Origin of the sequence: Catenulispora yoronensis, from assembly GCF_039531695.1 — a bacterium.
Classification (GTDB): Bacteria; Actinomycetota; Actinomycetes; order Streptomycetales; family Catenulisporaceae; genus Catenulispora; species Catenulispora yoronensis.
In genome coordinates this window covers 1-21418 of record NZ_BAAAQN010000027.1, presented here as the reverse complement: position 1 = coordinate 21418, position 21418 = coordinate 1, and the positions used below count along the sequence as shown (strand labels likewise).

General features: G+C 68.2%; 11 protein-coding genes and 1 tRNA gene. 7 read left to right on the top strand and 5 right to left on the bottom strand.

From position 1 onward, the window contains the following. Positions 1 to 13: 13 nt before the first annotated feature. Positions 14 to 1882 carry a M28 family peptidase gene (locus ABD481_RS22145; RefSeq protein ID WP_344667634.1) on the bottom strand — a complete coding sequence of 623 codons (1869 nt, stop codon included), beginning with the start codon at positions 1880 to 1882 and terminating at the stop codon, positions 14 to 16. Between the two features lie 680 nt (positions 1883 to 2562). Between ABD481_RS22145 and ABD481_RS22140 the strand changes: the two genes are divergently transcribed. Further along, entirely contained in the window at positions 2563 to 6366 is a 3804-nt protein-coding gene (locus ABD481_RS22140) for a nidogen-like domain-containing protein (RefSeq protein WP_344667633.1), read from the top strand. Positions 6367 to 6548: 182 nt separating this feature from the next. Here ABD481_RS22140 and ABD481_RS22135 read toward each other — a convergent pair whose 3' ends face one another. Continuing rightward, on the bottom strand, positions 6549 to 8255 hold the full coding sequence (locus ABD481_RS22135; RefSeq protein ID WP_344667632.1) for a S53 family peptidase: 1707 nt from the start codon (positions 8253 to 8255) through the stop codon (positions 6549 to 6551). Between the two features lie 1039 nt (positions 8256 to 9294). Between ABD481_RS22135 and ABD481_RS22130 the strand changes: the two genes are divergently transcribed. After that, positions 9295 to 12840 carry a lectin gene (locus ABD481_RS22130; protein WP_344667631.1) on the top strand — a complete coding sequence of 1182 codons (3546 nt, stop codon included), beginning with the start codon at positions 9295 to 9297 and terminating at the stop codon, positions 12838 to 12840. 425 nt (positions 12841 to 13265) lie between these two features. Here ABD481_RS22130 and ABD481_RS22125 read toward each other — a convergent pair whose 3' ends face one another. Then, complete coding sequence (locus ABD481_RS22125) at positions 13266 to 14786, bottom strand: MFS transporter (RefSeq protein ID WP_344667630.1); 1521 nt, start codon at positions 14784 to 14786, stop codon at positions 13266 to 13268. Positions 14787 to 14987: 201 nt separating this feature from the next. Here ABD481_RS22125 and ABD481_RS22120 point away from each other — a divergent pair, with 201 nt between their 5' ends. Beyond that, on the top strand, positions 14988 to 15974 hold the full coding sequence (locus ABD481_RS22120; protein ID WP_344667629.1) for an RNA polymerase subunit sigma-70: 987 nt from the start codon (positions 14988 to 14990) through the stop codon (positions 15972 to 15974). A gap of 98 nt (positions 15975 to 16072) precedes the next feature. Here ABD481_RS22120 and ABD481_RS22115 read toward each other — a convergent pair whose 3' ends face one another. Beyond that, complete coding sequence (locus tag ABD481_RS22115) at positions 16073 to 16555, bottom strand: MarR family winged helix-turn-helix transcriptional regulator (protein ID WP_344667628.1); 483 nt, start codon at positions 16553 to 16555, stop codon at positions 16073 to 16075. Positions 16556 to 16623: 68 nt separating this feature from the next. On the opposite strand from ABD481_RS22115, the gene ABD481_RS22110 reads away from it, so the two are divergent. The 4 genes from ABD481_RS22110 to ABD481_RS22095 all read left to right on the top strand — a co-directional run bounded on the left by ABD481_RS22110 (position 16624) and on the right by ABD481_RS22095 (position 20796). Beyond that, positions 16624 to 17343: a GDSL-type esterase/lipase family protein gene (locus ABD481_RS22110; protein WP_344667627.1), complete on the top strand. Its 720-nt coding sequence runs from the start codon at positions 16624 to 16626 to the stop codon at positions 17341 to 17343. A gap of 713 nt (positions 17344 to 18056) precedes the next feature. Further along, positions 18057 to 18224, top strand: coding sequence for a hypothetical protein (locus tag ABD481_RS22105; protein WP_344667626.1), 168 nt, complete (start codon positions 18057 to 18059; stop codon positions 18222 to 18224). 29 nt (positions 18225 to 18253) lie between these two features. Then, positions 18254 to 18895 carry a hypothetical protein gene (locus tag ABD481_RS22100; protein ID WP_344667625.1) on the top strand — a complete coding sequence of 214 codons (642 nt, stop codon included), beginning with the start codon at positions 18254 to 18256 and terminating at the stop codon, positions 18893 to 18895. 1118 nt (positions 18896 to 20013) lie between these two features. Further along, on the top strand, positions 20014 to 20796 hold the full coding sequence (locus tag ABD481_RS22095) for a hypothetical protein (RefSeq protein WP_344667624.1): 783 nt from the start codon (positions 20014 to 20016) through the stop codon (positions 20794 to 20796). 465 nt (positions 20797 to 21261) lie between these two features. Here the strand turns inward: ABD481_RS22095 and ABD481_RS22090 are convergent. Then, positions 21262 to 21334: transfer RNA gene (locus ABD481_RS22090), tRNA-Arg, on the bottom strand. Positions 21335 to 21418 lie beyond the last annotated feature (84 nt).

Below are 21418 nucleotides of genomic sequence, written 5' to 3'. Positions count from 1 at the left end.
GAGACTGCTTTACTCAGCAGGCTCCGCCGTCACTCCACACGGCCCACGACTGCGGGTCGGTCGGAACCGCCCCGGTCGAGTACCACGTGGACTTGTACAGGTGGCCGTTGTAGGTCACCTTGTCGCCAGGTGCGTACGAGGTGCTCGCGGACCAGGCCGACACTCCGGCGCAGTTGCCGCCGCCTCCACCACCGGTCACCGTGAGGGTGAACGAGGCGCTATGAGTCGCGGAGCCGGATCCCGTCACCGTCAGGGTGTAGGTGCCGGCGGCCGCGGTCGCGGCGACCGCGATGCTCAGCGTGGCCGAGCCACCGGAGGTCACCGAGGACGGGCTCACCGAAGCGGTGACGCCAGTCGGACTACCGGAAACCGACAGAGCCACGGTCTGTGCGGTCCCGGACACCGTCGCGGTGGAGACGGTCGCGGTCGTCGAGGAACCCGCGGGTACCGACGCCGACCCCGGAGACACGCTCACCGAGAAGTCGTTCCCGGGGCTGGTCGACGTCACGGTCGCGGTGTAGGTGGCCGTGTGGGCCCCCGACGGCGCCGTGCCGGTGACGGTGATCGCCTTCGACCCGGTCGTGGCCGTCGCGGACGCGGTCAGAGTCAGGGTGCTGCTCTGGCCGGCCGTGACGGTGGCCGGGTTGAACGACGCCGTCACGCCGCCGGGCAGGCCGGACACCGCCAGGGTGACCTGCTGAGCGCTCCCCTGGGTGACCGCCGTACTCACGGTGGTACTGACTGTTCCGCCTTGAGCGACGCTGCCCGACGCCGGTGAGACGCCGATCGAGAAGTCGTTCGTCGGTGTCGACGAGCCCACCGCCACGCCCCACACCGCATAGGCGATGCTGTCGGCGAACCGGTCCAGGCTGGTGCTGTTGATGTTCGACGGGTAGCTGTCGCACGACCGGTGGTAGCACGAGTCGTACGCCGCGCCCGCCGAGCCGCCCCACTTGCCGGCCTGCGCGCTGGTCTTGACCGCGCTGGCCCCGGTGGACCCGAGCGCGGCCGGGATGCCCGCGTCACGGAACGAGCCGTCGTCCGAGCAGCACTCGGTCGACGTCTCGGTCGAGACGCCGATGCTGGTGAAGTACGCCCGGAGGTTGGTCGCGATGGTCTCGCTGCCGTTGATGAAGTAGCCCGCGTTCGGCGAGGCCACCATGTCGAACGTCCCGTACCCCTTGATCGCGGCCCGCTGCGCGCTCGACAGAGAGCTGACATAGAAGGCCGACCCGACCTCGCCCTGCTCCTCGCCGGTCCAGAAACCGAACCGGACGTGGTTCTGCATGGTCGGATGGGCCGCGGCCAGTTGCAGCGCGACCTCCAGGATCGACGCGATCCCGGAGCCGTCGTCATTGATGCCCGGGCCCGCACTCACGCTGTCGGCGTGCGCGCCGAACATGTAGGTGTTGTTGGTGTCGCCGCCCGGCCAGTCGGCGATCACGTTCTGCGCCGAGCCGTTGCAGCGGGTGCAGCTCTGCATGGTGACGGTGAAGCCCGCGGCCTCCAGTTTGCTCTTGAGGTACTGAGCAGTCTGGGTGTGGCCGCCGGTCCCGGTGGCCCGGTTCCCGCCGTTGCTGTTCGCGAAGGTCTGGAACTGCGACAGATGCGCCTTGACGTTGTTGACGTCGATGTTCGGCGGCGTCGCCAGAACATTGACCGCGTCAGTGCTGGCCGAGAACACGCGGCCGGGCGTCTTCGGCAGCCGCACCTTGCCGTCGTCGACCGCCTGCGCGCGGGAGTCCGGGGTCGCCGGTCCCTGCGGGACGGTGGGGGTGGCCGTGCCGGTCTGGCTGGCCTGGGCGGCCGGCAGCGCCAGCACGACCGACATCGCGGAGATGACGGTGACGGCTAGGCCGGTCGCCAATGCTCTACGTATCATGCGGTGGCTCCTTGTGAGCGGAGGGTGACATGATTCGTAGGTTCGCAGGGGCGAAGTCCCCGGTCAATGAACGAATCCCTTGCGTGAACCTTGATTTACCAGGCCAATCCCCTCGCTCTGCGCCTGCGCAAGTAGCCCAGGGTCCTGTGATAGGACGTCAGCGCCATAGGGAGCCGAGGCGACTGACTGACGAGCGAGTGACGCACAAGCAGGCGTGCTCACTGAAACAGCGGAGTCACTGAATCAGCGGGGTCCCTGCTCACGTCGCCGAACCACCCGCCTTCACATCGCCGAAAAACGATTCTCGAACTCTTGAACACTGCCGCCTCAGTTCCGGGTTGCCGGCGGCGTATGGCACCTTGGCAACCCCGGTCCATACGGCGCCGGAATGGCTTGATGACGCCATTCGGCAGGCACCGCCACCTCGGCCGGACAGCATTCTCGACATTCATACGCTTGTCACGATGCTGATCAGCACTTCCTCGTTCACCATTGCCGCGCAAGCGTCATTGAGGCATCAGCCAGCCACGATACGAACCACTAGGCGGTAGCACCTACTTCCCGCGACCTGATGCGGTGCCCGAAATTGGAGCCGTCAGTCACAACCGCATATCTGTAAAAGGACAACCGTCATGGTGAAAGTCCGAAGTCACCGATTGCGACGCAGATCGTCACCCGCGGTGGCGTCAATCCTCCTCCTGGCAATGACGCCGGTGCTCGGCGCGACCTCGGCTTCCGGCGCGACCGCCGCCGGCCGTCCCGCCACCGAGGCGTCGCACCCGGCGAAGGCGCCCAAGCCGCCGGCCAAGCCGACGAGATCCGAACCCGCCAGGCCCGCGCCGCCGTTCCGGGCCTGCCGCAAGGACCACGATCACTTCCCCAAGGCCTGTCACGGCCACAGCGACCACGACCTGACCGTCGTCGCCCCGGACACCACCGACCGGGCCAGCATCGTCCTGGAGGGCACCGCACCCGCATCGGCCGTGATCTCCGTGCAGGGCGGTCTGCTGCCCGCACGCACGACCGCCGGCGCGGACGGCACCTACACCGTCGAAGTGGCGCTCAACCCTGAGAAGGCCAACCGGCTGACCGTCACCGCGACCGGCGCGCACACCAACTGCGTCACCGTCACCGTCGCCCAGCACTCCCCGGCCGCCGTCGGCACGCTGAAGGGCACGGTCCGCGATGTCGGCACCGGCCTGGCCGTCGCCGGCGCGACCGTCGCCTACGGCGCCAAGAAGGCCACCACCGACGCCCAGGGCGGCTTCCAGGTGACCGGGCTGCCCGACGGCCTGGTCGTCGCGACGGTCAGCGCGCCCGGATTCCTGTCCGGAAAGGCGACGGCGACGCTCAGCCAGGGCGCGGCGCCCGCGGCCAACGTCCTCGTGCAGAAGCTCGGTTCGCCGACCACGGTGACCTCCGCGGGCGGCAAGTTCACCGGGCCCGGCTGGGAAGTCGACGTGCCGCGGGACGCCGTCCGCCAGCCGACCGATCTGGTGTTCACGCAGTTGGTCTTCACCGGCACCGAGGACAGCTACGGCCTGCCGTTCGTCGACCTGTCGCCGTCCGGCAAGCGCTTGGCGCGGCCGGTCACCGTCGCGATCGACCCGGCCGCGCTCGGCGTGAGCGCCGCGGCCGCCGAACTGGTGGGCGTGAACCCCGACACCGGCGCGGCCACCGTGCTTCCGAGCAGGGTCTCGGGCTCCCAACTGGTCACCACGCTCTCCACGTTCGACGGCGAGAAGGTCTACGCGCGCCGGCGGAGCCCCACCGAGGACCCGGGCAGCTTCTGCACGCCCTACGGATCGGCGTCGGAGGCCATCGTGGCCCGGCTGTCCATGAAGGCGACGCTGCTGCCGTTCCTGCGGCTGGAGATCGGCGCCGGCTCGGCCCGGCTGTGGGGCGAGTACCTGGACGGCGGCGTCCCGACCTCCGCCCGCGAGGTCGAGGGCGACGACGAGTTCCTGACGAAGTACCGGGACGCCCCGGAGAGTCAGAACGCGATGAAGACCGTCGTCGACCAGCTGGTGCAACGCGTGACGGCGGCGGCCCCGCCGAACCTGTCGGCGCCGGACAACCCGACCACCGAGCAGCTCTCCGACTTCTCCGGGCTGGGCCAGCACGTCGACATCAACTACGCCCAGCCGTTCACCCTGCCCGGCAACACCGCGGGCGGCGTCGGCGAGTCGTCGCCGGCGACCGGCTCCCAGCCCGACGACCGCTCCTTCTCCGGCGACGTCAAGTTCGTGCCGACGGCGACGGACCGCGGCGTGCTCAGCAAGGTCGATCTGGAAGCGGATCTGAAGCTCAAGGTCTCGGACGGCCTGGACTTCTGCCCCGGCGACCCCGGTTCGTTCATCGAGCAGCTGGCCACCGTCCCGCTGAGCCGGCTGGAGGTCACCCCCGACGGCGCGGGCAAGTACGCACGGCCGTTCCTGTTCGAGGTGAACCCCACCTTCGACCCGGAGAAGCGCGACGTCACCTCGCTGTTCCCCGGCAATGACAGCGACGGCGACGGCATCCCGGACCGGGAGCCGTGGTCCGGCGCCACCTTCACGCTGGACAACTGCCCGACGACGCCGAATCCGGACCAGGCGGACTCCGACCATGACGGCATCGGCGACGCCTGCGACTCCGACGACAACCAGCCGCCGCCCACGCCGACCCCGACCCCCGATCCCGGCTCCCCGCCCGACCCGGGCCCCGGCGGCTCCTCCGGTGACCCGCACCTGGTGACCTTCGACGGCGGCCGGTACGACTTCCAGGCGGTCGGCGACTACGTCCTCGCCAAGAGCGACTCCGACGACTTCGAAGTGCAGGCCCGGTACGTCCGGGTGCCCACCCAGAACCAGTCGGTCGCGTTCAACCGGGGCGTCGCGGCGAAGGTCGGCACGTCCGTCATCGCCTTCAACGACAACCAGCAGGCGGCCTTCGGCGGACCGGTCACGGCGACGCTGGACGGCCAGCCGCTGACCCTCACCGACACCGCCACGGCGCTGCCCGGCGGGGCGACGGTCAAGCTCCAGGGCGGCAATCCCGTCGTCAGCTGGCCGGACGGCACCCAGCTCGCCGCCGGATCCGTAGTGGCCGGGCCGATGTCCATCACGCTGGCGCCCGCGCGCTGGGGCCACGTGCACGGCCTGTACGGCAACGCCGACCGCAACCCGTCGAACGACCTCACGGCGGCCGACGGCACACTGGCCACGCCGCAGACCGAGTACACCGCCTTCGCTCCGAGCTGGCAGCGCACCGGCGCCGCCGACTTCTTCCGCACCCCCATCCCGGCCGGCGGCGAACTGCCCGTCCTGCCGCCCGGCACGGCCACCCTGGCCGACCTCACTCCCGAGCAGCGCGCGGCCGCCGAGGCGGTCTGCCGGGCCCACGGCCTGACCGCCGGCCCGGCGTTCAACCAGTGCGTCCTGGACGTCGCGCTGACCGGCGACGCACAGTTCGCCGACGACGCGGCGAGCGTGGGCGGCCGCCTGGGCGGCACGGCGGACCTGGGGGCGCTGACCGACCACGTCGAGAACACCGCGGCGCTCCAACTGGGCACGCTGATCAACGGCTCGCTGGACTCGCCGGGCGCGGTCGACGTCTACACGGTGAACCTCGGCGCGAACGACGCCGTGCACCTGTCGACGCCCGGACCGTGCGTGAATCAGGGCACGTTCGCGGTCACGTTCGTCGCCCCGAGCGGCCGCGTGATCACCACGAATCAGGGTCCTGGCTGCGGCACCTTCGCGGTCACCGGGCTGACCGAGACCGGCCAGTACCAGCTCCGCGTCAACGACACCGGCGGCTTCACCGGCGCCTACCAGGTCGAACTCGACCGCGACGCACTCGGCACGACCTGCCAGGCCAGCCAGGTGGCACCGAACGACGACGGTTCCTCTCCGGAGATCCCGATGCCGTTCGCCATCGACTTCTACGGCAAGCAGTTCCAGTCGCTGTGGGTCAACAACAACGGCAACGTGACCTTCGACGGTCCGATGGGCGACTACACCCCCTCGGACCTGAAGACCTTCACCCGGCCGACGATCGCGGCCTGGTGGGCCGACGTCGACACCCGAGGCGCACTGTCCATGCCGGTCCGCTACGGCCTCGGTGACGTGGGCGGCCGCCAGGCGATCTGCGTCGACTACGACCACGTCGGCTACTACAGCGGCCACGACGACAAGCTGAACTCGTTCGAGCTGTTCATCGTCGACCGCGGCGACGTGGCACCGGGCGCCTTCGACATCGTCTTCCACGACTCCCAGCTGCAATGGGAGACCGGTGACGCCAGCAACGGCACCGGCGGCGTCGGCGGCACGTCGGCGGCGGTGGGCTACACGAACGGGACGGCCACGCCGGGCACGTTCCTGGAGGTGCCCGGCTCCCGGGTGCCGGGATCGTTCCTCGACGGTGCGCCGGGCAGCCTCGTGACCTCGTCCACGAACAGCTCGCAGGCGGGCCTGCACGTGTACCCGATCCGGAAGCAGTAGCAGCGGTAGGAGCGGCAAGAGCAGTAAAGCCGCAGAAATGACGGTGCCGTCGCCGGTGGTTACCCATCACAGGCGACGGCACTGCCTTATCGGCCAAGGGCCGGACCGGCTACCGCACCCAACCCGCGTGCGGCCCGTCACTTCGTCAGAGTGCGGGAGGGACTAGGCACAGGCTCCGCCGCTCAGGGCAGCGTCCATCGCTGTGCATTAGTCCCATTACAGCTCCAGATCTGCAGCTGGATGCCGGTGCTCGTGCTGGAGCCGGGGTCGTCGAGGCAGAGTCCGGATTGCGGGTTGACCAGGGAGCCGTTGGCGCCTGGGGTCCATTGTTGGTTGCCGCCGCCGTTGCAGGTCCAGAGTTGGACCTTGGTGCCGGAGGTGGTGGCGTTGGCGTTGATGTCGAGGCAGCCGCCCTGCACGGTCAGGGTGCCGTTGGTGGCGACCGTCCATTGTTGGGCGGGGGTGCCGTTGCAGCCCCACAGTTGGATGTGGCTGCCGTTGGTGGTGCTTCCTCCGTTGTCGTCCAAGCACAGGCTGGACGAGACACCTGAGATGATCTGGCCTACGTGGGTCGTGGGTGGCGGGGGAGGAGTTGTCGTGCCGTTGAAGGCGCCGAGGCCGTTGGGTGTGCCCAGGCCGGTCGGGCCGTCGTAGCCGGCGCCGGCGGTGCAGAGGTAGGCCGGGTTGCAGGAGCCGTCGGAGCCTGAGGTGACGTCGTTGAGGCTGCTGGCGTTGGCGTAGATCGTTGCGGCGGCGGCAGTGGTGGGTGCGCCGGCGAGGGCGTACATCGATGCGATGATCGGGGAGGAGACGCTGGTACCGCCGACGACGAACCAGCCGCCTTCGCCGTAGGTGTCGTAGACCGCGACGCCGGTGCCGGGGTCGGCGACGGCGGATATGTCGGAGACGGTGCGGCGTGAGCAGCCGGTGTCGTGTTGCCACGACGGTTTGGTCTCCCATGAGGAGCAGCCCGCGCCCGCGCCGGACCACGCGGTTTCCGCCCAGCCGCGGGACATACCCGAGTTCTGGGTGAGGGTCGTGCCGCCCGCCGCGACGACGTATCGGGAGGTCGCGGGGAAGCTCACTCCGTAGCCGTCGTCGCCGGAGCTCGCCACGTCGACCACGCCCGCGTGGTTGTAGTCGCTGTCGCCGCCGGAGTCGCCGGAGTTGTCGCCGGTGCCCCAGCTGTTGGAGATGAAGTGCGCGCCCAGGGATACGGCGGTGTTCTGGGCGGAGTCCAGGTCGTCGGCCTCGACGACGAGGATGTGGCAGTTCGGGCAGATGGCCGAGACCATGTCGATGTCCAGGGACGACTCGGTGCCCCAGCCGGGGTCCGGCCCGGGGTACGGGCCCTGCTGGCCGCTGAGGTTGACCTTCCGGAAGCAGCCGTTCGCCGTGGTGCAGGCCGGGATGCCGAACTGGGACCGGTACGTCCCCAGGTCGGACTCCAGGTTGGGATCGTCGGCCAGCTCGATCACCGCGACCGTCGCGCCGCCCCCGTTGGACGCGGCGGCGGAGGCGATGTTGTACGCGCTGCGCAGGCTGGACGGACCGTAGCCGGACGGAGCCGCGTCCGGTCTCAGGGCGTCGGCTCTCAGGGGTCTGATATCGGTTCGGACCAGGGCGTGGCAGACAGGCCCGCCGGGGTGCGCGGGCTGGGCGCAGGCGTGTTTCGTGGCGACCGAGGGCGTCTGCGCCACGGTGTTCGCCGCCACGGTGTTCGACGCCATGGTGTTCGACGCCATGGTGTTCGACGCCATGGTGTTCGCGGCCACGGTGTTCGCCGCCACGCTCTGCGGGACCGGCGTCGCGCCGGCCGTGGTCGGGAGTCCCAACGCGATCCCGCCCGCTGCCAAGAGTCCGAGGACTCCTCGCACGGATATCTTCACAGCTCCTCCGTTTCCGAGGTTCGACGCCTCGACGGCGCCGAGGCGGGGGTGTGGTGACACGGCGGTGCGGCGCGGTGCGGCACAGGACTGATCGAGAATGTGTGATCCTGATAATCCATGTGCGACAACACAAGGCTCGCGGGCATGGCGCAGGGCGTCGCGATGCGGCGAGAGAAGGCGCACCTGCCGAAGGGTGCGCGGTGCCGGGTGGGCCCACCCGGCGGTGTGACAGCACTTCAGCCGGTCAGCGAAGTGAATGAAAGTACTGCCGGACGGCTGTGTCAAGGGACTGCCGGCGGGCTCCTGACGGGTGGCGAGCGGTCGTCAGCAACGATCGGACGAACATCGGCACGCCGCGACGAGATCGTTTCCGCCATGATTCAAACAGAATCGATAGGCGGCACTGTGCTGCGGAGCGGCCGAGACCCGGACCTGAGCCCACCGGGACTGGGGTGAACGCCCACATTCCGGTGGCGCCGTCCGACGGTCATTCCACGTCGCGGAACGTCATACGTGGCTCGGCGCGGAGGGGCTCGATCCGGTCGGCGAGCTCTCAATCAGTGGGATCGTTACCTTCCATCCAGTGATACAAGGTGCTGCGATCTTCGGCGCGGGGCTATTGGCTTCCCGCTTCCCGCCTCGCCGCAATCCTCACTGTTCAGAGCACATTTTTCAACGATTACGGGGCCCGCCCACGAGCTCAGGAACTTCTGCCGACGAGCCCGATCCTTGACAGAGCCCTCAGTTCGTACTCTACTCACCACAGCACTTCATGTGAACGTTACCACGTCGATGGAGATCCACCAGCACCCTGCGGGGTCAGCGGCGGAAGCTGCTCCGCCGGGAGTTTCCGCGACTCCGCGACGCGGGGCTGCGGCACGCCGGGAGAAGTGGCGCAGCCCTGTGTCGTCCCGTCCACCGCACCACAGGGCACCGAAAACGCACATCCTCGCACAGCACAGTGCAGCCGGGTTCTGCCGTGACCCGGGCGAGCGGCCGTTCCCACCTCGCCATCCCCATCTATCGGAATGGAATCACGATGAGATCAGCCCTCTGGAGACGACCCTCGTCCTCCAGCCCACGCGCCGGAACCGGCCGACGGGCCGCGGTGATCGGCGCGCTGGTGTGCGCCGGCACGTATCTGCCCGCGTTCACTTCCTCCGCTCAGGCCGCCGCCCTCGTGTCGAATCCGGCGTCGCTGGTCAATCCGTTCATCGGCACCACGAACCTCGGCGACGACTTCCCCGGCGCCGACGTCCCCTTCGGGATGGTCCAGTGGTCCCCGGACACTCCCTCCGCTCCCTCCGGCGGCGGCTACGAGTACAACGACTCGTCCATCACCGGGTTCAGCCTCACCCACATCGCGGGGCCGGGGTGCGGCGCGGCCGGGGACATCCCGATCCTGCCGACCGTCGGCGCGGTCAACGGCTCGGCGACCGACTCGTTCTCGCACAGCAACGAATCGGCCAGTGCGGGGCAGTATTCCGTGACGCTCGGCAACGGGGTCGGGGTGAAGCTGACCGCCACGCCGCGTACCGGGCTGGGCCAGTTCACGTTCCCCTCCACGACTCAGGCGAACCTGCTGTTCAAGATGAACAGCAGCCAGAACGGCACGTCCAACCAGCACTTCACCGTCGTGTCCAACACCGAGGTGACCGGGCAGGTGACCGACGGCCAGTTCTGCGGGGCCGGCAACACCTACACGGTGTACTTCGACCTCAAGTTCAACACGCCGTTCGCGTCCTCCGGCACCTTCTCCGGCGGCGACTACGTCACGTTCAACACCACGAGCACCGCGACGGTGCTGGCGAAGGTCGGCCTGTCGTACGTGTCAGTCGCCAACGCCACGGGCAATCTCGCGGCCGAGGACTCAGGGTTCAACTTCGCGACGACCCAGGCCGCCGCGCAGGCCTCCTGGAACTCCGCGCTCGGCAAGATCCAGATAGCCGGCGGGACCGCGTCGCAGCAGACTGTGTTCTACTCCGCCCTCTACCACTCGCTGCTGCACCCGAACATCATCAGCGACACCAACGGCCAGTACTACGGTTTCGACGGCAAGACCCACACCGTCGACTCCGGGCACAGCGCCGCGTACGCGAACTACTCCGGCTGGGACATCTACCGCTCCCAGGCCCAGCTCGAGGCACTGGTGGCCCCGGCTGTCGCCTCGGACACCGCGCAGTCGATCGTCGACGACTACGCCCAGACCGGGCAGTTCCCCAAGTGGTCCGAGGACAACGGCGAGAGCTACGTGATGGTCGGCGATCCCGCCGACGAGATCCTGGCGGACTACTACTCGTTCGGGGCCCGGAACTTCGACACCGCCACCGCCCTGCGGGACATGGTCGCCGAGGGGACGAACACGAACAACAACCGCCCCGGCCTGAACTACCTCACCGGCAGCCCGGGATATCTGCCCTCTGACGGCAACTACGGCTGCTGCAACTTCTACGGCCCGTCCGCCACCCAGCTGGAATACGACAGCGCCGACTACGCGATCGCGTCCTTCGCCCAGCAGCTGGGCGACACCGCCGACTACACGACCTTCGCCACGCGGGCCCAGAACTGGCAGAACATCTTCAACCCGTCCTCCGGCTTCATGCAGCCGCGGCAGGCCAACGGCGCGTGGGTACCCGCGTTCGACCCGACGAACGGCAACGACTTCGTCGAGGGCACGTCCTGGCAGTACACCGGCATGGTCCCCTTCAACATCGCGGGCCTCGCCCGCGCCGACGGCGGTCTGGCGAGCTACAACACCAAGTACCTGAACCCGGTGCTGTCCGCCTTCGACGGGGCCAACGGCGCCGTGTCCGACCTGAGCAACGAGCCGAGCCTGGAGCTGCCCTGGGAGTACGACTACACCGGTGAGCCGTACCAGACCCAGCACATCGTGCGCCAGGTCCAGGACCAGATCTGGACCAACTCGCCGAGCGGGATCGCCGGCAACGACGACCTCGGCGAGATGAGCTCCTGGTTCGTCTGGTCGGCCCTGGGCATGTACCCGGAGACCCCGGGCAGCCCGGCCCTGGCCCTGGGCAGCTCCCTGTTCACCCAGGCCGTGGTCGCCCTGCCCAGTGGCAACACCCTGACGATCAACGGCACCAACGCCGCCGACAACGCGCCGTACGTGCAGTCCGCCACCTGGAACGGCACGGCCTGGAACAACGCCTACGCGCCGACCACCGCTCTCACCAGCGGCGGAACCTTCACCGAGGTCCTGGGCACCACCGCCAACACCGGCTGGGCCAGCGCTCCCAACCAGGCCCCGCCGTCGGACCAGACCGGCTCCAAGATCGCGATCACGTCCACCACGCCCGCGTCCGGCCTGGTCGTCGCACCGGGCGCGACCGGCACCGGTGCCGTCGTCGCGACCAACCTCACCGCCTCCGCGATCACGGTCACCTGGACCGCGAGCGCGCCGAGCGGCGTCACGGTCAGCCCGACCAGCGGTTCGTTCAGCGTCGCGGCCGGCGCCAGCGGCAGCCAGTCGGTGACGGTCACCGCCGGGCAGACCGAGGGCAGCTTCCCGGTCACCTTCGCCCTGTCCTCCGGCGGGACCGGCCTGCCCGCGGCCACGTTGAACGTGGCGGTGGCCAAGGCGGGCGAACTCGCGCCGTACTTCTCCAACATCGGTATCTCCGCCGACTCGAACCAGAGCGGGGCGAACTACGACGGCGTCGGCTTCAGCTACTCGGCCACGGCGCTGGCGAACGCCGGCCTCAACGCGGGCAGCACGGTCACCTCCGACGGCGTGACCTACACCTGGCCGTCCGCGGCGCCCGGGCAGCTCGACAACGTCGAGGCCGCGGGGCAGACCATCGCGGAGCCCAACATCACCGGCGCGACCAAGATCGGCCTGCTGGGCAGCGCGTCCAACGCCGGCAGCGCCGGAGCGACCGGAACCCTGACGGTGAAGTACACCGACGGCAGCACGCAGCAGATCCCGGTGGCGTTCGGCGACTGGACCCTGGACGCCGGCGCCTACCAGCCACCGGCTTCCAACCGCACGGTCGCGACCGCGGCCTACCGCAACTCCGGCGGCGGCTCCCAGACGCTGAACACGTACGTGTTCTCCACGGACGCCACCCTGACCAGCGGCAAGACCGTCGCCAGCGTCACGCTGCCCACAGCCAGCGGCGGCGACCTGCACATCTTCGCGATCGGCTTCGCGGGCGGCACCGGCGGCACACCGCCCGGCAACACCGGTCCGATCGTCTCGGGCGTCTCCGCCAGCCTGTGCCTGGACGACAACGGCGGGTCGACAACCAACGGCAGCCACATCCAGATCTGGGGCTGCAACAACACCGCGGCCCAGTCCTGGACCGTGGAGTCCGACAACTCCATCCAGGTCCTCGGCGGCTGCCTCGACGCCAACGGCTCCGGCACCACCAACGGCACACTGATCCAGTACTGGACCTGCAACGGCACCGGCGCCCAGAAGTGGACCGCCGGCGCCAACGGCTCCCTGGTCAACACCAACTCCGGACTCTGCCTCGACGACCCGGGCTACAGCACCACGGCCGGGACGCAGCTGGAGCTCTGGACGTGCAACGGCGGCGCCAACCAGCGCTGGACGCTGCCGTAGCCGTAGAGGCGGATGCGCGCCCCAGCTCCAGGTCGGGCTTCAGCGCCGGTGCGAAAGTACCGGGGCTGGAGCCCGGGAGCTGGGGTTTTTTGGTGCGTGCGACCAGCCCGCAGTGCTCCGATCTCCCGCGTGCTCCGTGGCGCGGCGAGGTGGTCCGTGCCGGTCTCGGCCAAGGCATGTCGGCGTAGGAGGCCGCGGTCGGCCCGGACTGCGTCGATCCAGGTCGGCAACCTGTCCCCGCCCAGGCTTGGATCATGTTGGCGAAGCTGCGGACGTGTCGGACATGATCCATCCGGCGGTCTAATGGGCTTCGGGGGTGTCGGCGTACCGAAGACAACCACTCCACCTGCGTCATCGCAGCGATGGTGCCCGGCCGCCGTAATCCAGGTCGGCCGGGATCCGCCACAAGCTCCTGCCCTATCTGCTCACGTGGGCATGGAGGCGAGATCGCCCTGCTCGGCAGTGGCCGCCGTCTGCGCCGCGTCTCCGCGCTGAACGAGCAGCAGCGCGATCGGGACGGCGCTCAGGCCGATGAGTCCGCAGACCCACAGACCCTGGTGGAAGCCGCTGGTGAGCGCTTCGGCTGCCGGATGTCCGTGGGTGAGCAGAGAGTTAGAGCGTGCGGCTGCCACAGTTGAGGCTATGGCGATGCCGATCGCGCCGCCCAATTGCTGCGAGGAGTCGATGAGGCCGGAGGCGACACCTGCGTCGCGTTCGGTCACGCCGACCAGGGCGCCGATCGAGACGGGGATGAACACCCAGGTCACGGCTCCGGTGAGGAAGAACGGGCCGGCCAGGTTCGCCCAGAAGGTGCCGTGTACGGGCGCCTGGGTCGCCCACAGGATTCCCGATCCCGTCAGCGTCATGCCGACCGCCATCACCAGCCGGACCGACGCGCGGGTCACCAGCATCTGAGCCGGGCCGGCGAACGCCACACCGGTCACACCGACGGTCAGCCACGCGAGGCCGGTCGTCAGCGCGGAGTACTGGAGCACCTGTTGCATGTACAGAGTGCCGATGAAGATGTAGCCGTAGAAGCTCGCTCCGAGCAGGAAGCCCACCCCGTTCGAGCCGGCAAGCGTCTTCAACCGGAACAACCGCATCGGCAGCAGCGGCGCGGTTGCCCGGGCCTCGACGACCACGAACGCGATCAGCAACACCGCCGCAGTCGCGAGCAATGCCTGCGTCCGGGCCGCCGTCCACCCGACGTTCGGCGCCTGCGAGATCGCGTAGACCGCCAGAACGAGCGCGCCGGTGACCGTGACGGCGCCGAGTGGGTCGTAGCTGCGGCGCACAGCGGACTGCCGGCTCTCCGGTAGCACCCGCCTGGCCAGCAGTAGCGCGACGCCGCCGATCACAACGTTCAGATAAAAGATGTACGGCCAGCCCGCGAAGCGCGTGAGCAAGCCGCCCGCCAGCACGCCGAAGGTCGCACCGCTCGCTCCGACGGCGCCCCAGATTCCGAGCGCCTTGTTGCGTTCCGGGCCTTCGGGGAACAGGTTCGTCACGATCGACAGCGCGGACGGCAGCACAGCGGCGGCACCCAGCCCTTGGACACCGCGCATGGCGATCAGGAACGTCGCGCTGGGCGCCAGGGCACAGGCGAGCGAGGCTGCGGTGAACACCGCCAGCCCTGCCATGAACGTCCGGCGGCGGCCGATCAGGTCGGCGGTCCGGCCGCCGAGCAGCAGGAAGCCGCCGAAGGTGATCGCGTACGCGGTCACGACCCATTGCAGGTCCGACTGGGCGAAGTGGAGCTTCACGCCGATCGTCGGCAGTGCGACGTTGACGACGAGCATGTCGACCGCCGTCATGAACAACGCCACAGCGAGCAACGAGAACGCCCGCCATCGGTGCACTGGCTCCGGTGCCGGTTCGGGTGCCGAGTCGGGTGCCGAGTCGAGCGCCCCGTCGGCGAGGTCGCTCCTGGGATCCGCTGAGTTCATGGGTGCCTCCGGGTCTTCGCTGGTGAGGTCGACACCCGTTGAAGCACCACCCGCCCCGTCGATTCGCCGCCGCACCGGCGATGAATCCGGGCCGCCACCGGTGTTGCACTGGACAGGGACGACATCGTCCACGCGCCACGCACCACGCACCACGCACCACGCACCACGCACCACACGCCGAGACCAGGACAGGACCCACCCATGACCGAGGCGACACTCGCCCTGGCCCAGGCCGGCGACGGCGAGGCCTTCCGCGAACTCATCGACCCCCACCGCCGCGAGCTCCACGTGCACTGCTACCGGATCCTCGGGTCCTTGCAGGACGCCGAGGACGTGCTTCAGGAGGCTCTGTTGGCAGCATGGCGTTCGATCGGCCGCTTCGACGGCAGGTCACTGCGGGCCTGGCTGTACCGCATCGCGACCAACCGCTGCCTCAACTTCCTGCGCGGCGAATCCCGACGCCCGCAGCCGGCCGGCCTGCCGGACCACGGAGCGGCCCAGTCCGGACCGGGCCGGTCCGACGATCCGTGGTGGCTGGAGCCCTTCCCCGGCAGCCCCGACGACGCGGTCCCCGGCCCCGAAGCCCGCTACGACGCCCGGGAGTCGATCGCCCTGTCGTTCATCGCGGGCCTGCAACGCCTCCCACCCCAACAACGCGCCGTCCTCCTGCTCCGCGACGTGCTCGGCTTCCCCGCCTCCGAGGCCGCGGGCATGCTCGGCACCAGCCAGGCAGCCGTCAACAGCGCCCTGCTACGCACCCGAGCGGCCCTCCCCCGCGACCAGAATCCGCACGAGATCCCCGTCCCCAGGTCACCCGGCGAAGCCGCGATCGTCGACCGCTTCGTCAACGCCTTCCAGCGCTTCGACGTGCAGGCACTGATCGCCCTGCTGACCGACGACGCCAGGGCGACGATGCCACCGGAGCCGACCGAACACCGCGGCCCCGAGCCGATCGCCCGCTTCCTCCTGGAAACCCACGTAGGCCAGGAGACCAAGTTCCTCTCGACCCGGGCCAACGGCCAACCAGCCCTCGTGCTCTACCTCCCCGACCCCAACGCCCCCATCTGGCGAGCCAGCGGCCTCATCGTCCTCGGCCTGCGAGGCAACCAGGTCCAGTCGCTCACCCGCTTCGCAGGCGTAAGCGTTCTCGCCCGCTTCGGCTTCCCGCGGACGTTGCCGCGCGACTAGCCGGCACAGCCTCAAGCGCACCTTCGGGCCACGTCCCCAACCGCAACATCGTGACCCAACACGCGAAGGATCTTCCTTCCTGTCCGGCGCGGAGAACTTCAGGATGCCGGCGGCTGGTCCTCATCAGGCCAGCCTTCCGGATCACGCTGAGCAAGCACCCGAACGAGGAGCCCGTACAACACCTCACGTTCCTCAGGGCTCAAGGCCCCGAACGTCTCCTCCGTCGAAGCGTCGAGGTCGCGTTCCGCCTTGGCCAGAACGCGCCGGCCCTTCGGGGTGATCTCCAGGATCTGCCGACGCCGGTCGGCCGGATCGCGCTGCTTGTCGACGCTCCCTGACGCGAGCAGGTCGTCGACGTAGGCGACCATGTCGCCGCTGTCGATGCCCAGGCGCGCCGCCGCGTCCTTCTGGATCAGCGGCCCGGACTCCGCCAGGACGCACAGCACCGCGTGCTGAAAGATGCCCAGATCGCTGCCGGCCAAGGCCTGCGTGGTGTCCCTGCGCGCGGCCGTGGCCAGGGTGACCAGCGCGAACGGCAGGCGCCGTCGCAGGGCGAGGGGCTTGGGAGCGGGGGTCGTCATACCGGGAGCGTACCCCATAGCTGGATCACCTATTTACTGGCAATGCCAATCGTTGGTATAACTGCCTTATGACAGAGACGGCCTCGCGCTCCGCTTCCCCCTCCGCCAAGAACCCCGTGATCGCCGCCTTCGGCGACTCCCTGACCAGGGGCGACGGCAGCACGCCGGAGACCTCGTCCGCCTACGTCGACGTGCTCGCACGCCGCCTCGGGATCCCAATCCGCAATCGCGGGATCAGCGGCAACCGGCTCCTGTGCGACGGATACGGGCCATCCGGCCTGTCCCGGTTCGCCGCCGACGTCCTCGCCGATCCCGACATCACCCACGTCATCCTCGAACTCGGCGTCAACGACATCGGACTGGCAGGCGTCGAGGGAACCACCGCCCCCACTGCTGAGACGATCATCGAGGGACTCGGCGCTCTGGCTGATCAGGCCACGGCGGCCGGGATCGTCGCTATCGGGGCGACACTCACACCGAACCGCGGCACGCGCTACCCCGGCTTCTTCTCGGAGGACGGCGAACGGACCCGCCAGGCGGTCAACGCCTGGATCCGGAACACGGGGTGCTTCGCGGCGGTTTTGGACATCGATCTGGCGCTGCGCGATTCAGAGCATGCCGACCGTATCGCTCCCGCCTTCGACTACGGAGATGGCCTGCACCCCAACGACGCTGGGCACCAGGCCATCGCCGGGGCCTTCGATGCGACGGTCCTCGACGCGACGGCCCTCGACGAGGCCGGCCGGGAACCAGTGCTCTGTGAGACTCCTTCGAGCTTTAGCGCGTGAGTCTTGAACCAGCAGGGATCGGCCGCCGATCAGCGAGGAGTGCGCCCACGCAGAGACGATCCTGACAACAAACTTCCCTCACGTGGACTGTGCGGTGACGCTCCAGCGTCTCTACGGAAAACGAAAGGCCCCAGGTCAGTGAACCAACCTGGGGCCTTTCCTATGTGCGCACGAAGGGATTCGAACCCCTAACCTTCTGATCCGTAGCGGCCAACCAGGACCTTTATATAAGGGTTAAATTATGCCTCCGTGTGACTATCGGTGTCAGGTCTTTTATGACGTAAAAATGCTAGGTCCTTCTTGGAGATCGTCCACTGTTGATCTCTGCCGGGACGTCCGTTCCCGGACCGCCCCTAGACCATGTCGCGTCGTGTCATTCCGGGCAGTGGTTCCCGGCCGTGTTCGGACGTCGACAGCCACTGGACCGTACCTTCGGTCGGGCCGTTCTGGGATGGAACATCGGTGGACCGTACCCGGTTGTCGACGGCAACGCAGTATGGGGTGAAGGCGAAGGCGTCGTCGCATATGGCGATTCCCGGTACCGGAAGGTGAAGACGCAGGCTCCTCCGCCTGCTCCTACGCCCACCGGTGGCCCCACAGCGGTTCCTCAACCCCAGCCGACCGCGACTCCGAACGCGCAGCCTGGCCCGGCGGCGGGGGAATACCCTGGGACGGGCTACCAAGTCGGCTATGGCACATTCCCACTCGGACCGTTGTCGACGAAAGACAAGGTGATGCTCGGCATCGGGCTCGGGGTCGGGGCCGCGCTGTTGGCGACCGCGGTCGTCGGGGCGGCGGCCGAGGGCGCCACGGTCGAAGTCGTGGTCATAGGGGCCACAACCGTCGTCCGCCTTCAGGACAAATACGGTTTGGCGGCCTAGCCCCGCCCGCCGGCGCAGTTGGTTCCCAGATGAGGAGACCGATCATCGACACGCTGCCTCAGTTCATTGCGAAACACGCCCAGCCGGTCCTGGAATCATCCGGATTCGAGATCGTGGACGGCCTGTTCTGCCTGACCTCGCCACGCGGCGACTCATCCCTTATCGGCATCCGGCCGTATCCACTCGACGCGAGCGTGGTCTTCACAGCAAGCCTGGCTGTCTGCCCGGCCCCCTACTGGCAGTGGGTGATGCGGCGGGCCGACGACATCGGCCACCCCGACATGTCAGGCGGCCTCGTCAGATACCCGATCGCCGCACCGCGAGCCGTTGCACACCGGCCGGACGACATCGCACCCATGAACCAGCGGTGGTCATACAACGATGATTCCAGCGCCGACAAGTGCGGCCAAGTCCTCGCCCAAGTCCTCATCGAGGAGGTCGTACCGAAGGCGACACGTCTGCTGAACCGCCAGGAACTACTTGCCGAAGTCCGCGACCCAGACGCCGACTACATCCCCGGCATGAGCGGTAAAGCGCGCCTCGAAGCCATCCTGCTCGTCGACGACACAGCACCCGACGACATCGAGGCCCTACTGACAGACGTGGAGGAATACTCGCCGGAGGACAACTTCATCGAATGGGTTCGCCTGTGGGCCGGCCGCCGTCGCTGAGACGGCGGACAACGGCCGATCCCACCAAGGTCACGGCATGGCACACTACGCTTACCCGACGATGACACTGCGATACCTCGATTTCCCACCCAGATCGACCAAATTCAGCGAATGGGACACCTCGGAGGGCTGCTCAACGAGTTACCATCCCGCAGCACGGAGGCCCAAGCCAGTGTCGATACCAGCGTTTTCAGCGAGGACAGGCCCGCGCAGCCTTCCCCGCCCTGGCCCTGGGGATCGAGCCACCGCCACTGGCACGATGAGAACCGTAAGACGCTTCGCGTAGCCACCGGTGTAACCGATCCACCCCCGCCTGCGCGGAGGTTGTTCGAGAAGGCCGCGCCGAAGATCCCGACGGGAGACCTTCTCTCCGCATGAATGGAGGTGGTCGCGCCGTTGTTTGATCACCGCCTCGACCAACCGGACGGGTTCTGGTAGGTCACTGGTCGCGGCGCTGCGGATCGGGTGGACGGACCGGGGTGCACGCCATGGTGTCTCGGCTGCTGCCTAACGGCTGCGTGCAGCACCGTCATTTCTTGCCACGCCTGCGTTGGCGCCGTCGCCCCTTTGAGCGGAGTGGCGCCGGCGCAAGCTACTGGGACGCCGTCGACCCCAGACTACGTAGTGGCACTGATCATTCGGCTCGCCACCGAGAACTCCACCTGGGGTGTCGTTCGCCCCCGGGGCGAGTTGCGCAGGGTCGGACAGAGTGTGATCGCTTTCACCATCTCGTGGGTTGCGTGCGAGGCGCGATGCATTAGTGCCTTGACTGCCACCAGACAATCAATAGGCCGATTGCTGTGGTGCCGAGCTTGAATCCTACGCCTCGCATAGCTCCCTCAGGGAGGGCTCTCCCCCACTGCTGTACCTCTTTCCAAGAGCCGCCACTCCGACGCTCAGCCTTGTCGCTATCGTTTGCCACGCCAAAGCCACCGCCGCCGCTTTCGCCGCCGCCGGCGACAGCATGGTGCTGGTCGACCCCACCTGCCGTTCATCGGCGACGCCCACCTCTACCAGCTGCGACGAACCGCGGCCGGACAGCGCCGCCTGAATTCGAGCCCTGATATATTGGGCGGCCACGTTGGGTTGGCGTCGGCTGATCGCTGTGGGAGGCGCAAGTGAGACTCGTCCCCGACGACCCGCAACGGCGGGCCTGCTTGGCAGCTGCGGTGTTTACTGCTCGTACACACCTTCGAGCCGCAGTACACGAGGAAAACATCGTCCACGTCTTCGCGCACGAGTCGGCAGTACGAGCGGCGATGGGCGAGGCGGAGAAGTTCGCGCCGGACGGAGGCGGACTACTCGCCCCGAAGAAGGAGATCCACGGGGCGAGTCAGGTGGCGAACCTGTACGGCCAAACCCTGATATACACAATCAAACACGCTGGTATCGACCATCCTCTCCTGCCACCCGATCGGTGGGCGGAACTGGACGAGGCAACTCGGGACAGCCTTGCGATGAACCCTGCCGAGAGCGACGATCCGCGGGACACCGTGGATTCGGCTGTTGCACTGTACAAACGACACCTCGAGGTACTCGGCGCACTCTCCCCCCACGATGACGTCCGCGCAGCCATGGCCCTGGCGCGAGTCGGAATCGCCCCACTGTTCACCCGGCCCACGCTAGCCGCCGTGATCGCAATGAGCGCTCACTTCGCGCGGGCCATCGAGTGCTGGCTGCGCGTAATCGTGCTTGATGTCCGCGATCTCGATCTGTCTGGAATGTCTATCCCGGACGCCGGGGCTGCGGCTGGCGCCGTCTGGAACTTGAACACCATCTGGCCGTCAGCCGTCGCAGACACGGTTCGCGCGCAGTCCAAACCGGTCTGGCGTCGGCGGTTCCAGGTCGAGGGCCAACTGAGGCGGAGAGACTGGAAGTTGTTCGAGAATCTTCCCGGCTGACAGATTCCAGACAAAGATCCGTTAGGCGCAATGAAGGGTCGGGGCTGATCGGAGACTCTGCTCAGAGAACAGCTCGTCCAGCGTCTTGCGCGTCGAGCCGACCGACCCACCTCCGCGCAAACAAAGGTGGTTCGGAGCCGCGTTATGCAGACCCCCACCGTCGGTCCGCAGCAGCCTGACACCAGCCCGGACAAACGACTACCTGGGCTGCAGGGCGCAGCCGGCCTGCGATGCCCGGGTGCCGAGCTACTGAAGACAGTGCGACAGAACCCGGCATTGAAATCGGCCCCAAAACCAAGATCATGTACGGAGTCGGTACGGGCGTGCCCGGTTCGTGCCCGGACTCAGGGAATTTTCCCGCCTTCCGGGCCCGAAGTTCGAACGTCTGCTCCACGAGTCGCCCGACCTCGACTCGCTGCAACGAAAAACCCCAGCTCACCGAGGGTGAACTGGGGTTCTATCGAGTGCGCACGAAGGGATTCGAACCCCTAACCTTCTGATCCGTAGTCAGATGCTCTATCCGTTGAGCTACGCGCGCTTGCGACGTCCTCGATAGTACACGCCCGGGGGCTCTGGTCGAAAATCGGTATTGCGGGAGAGGGGTCGTTGGGGGGTCGTTGGG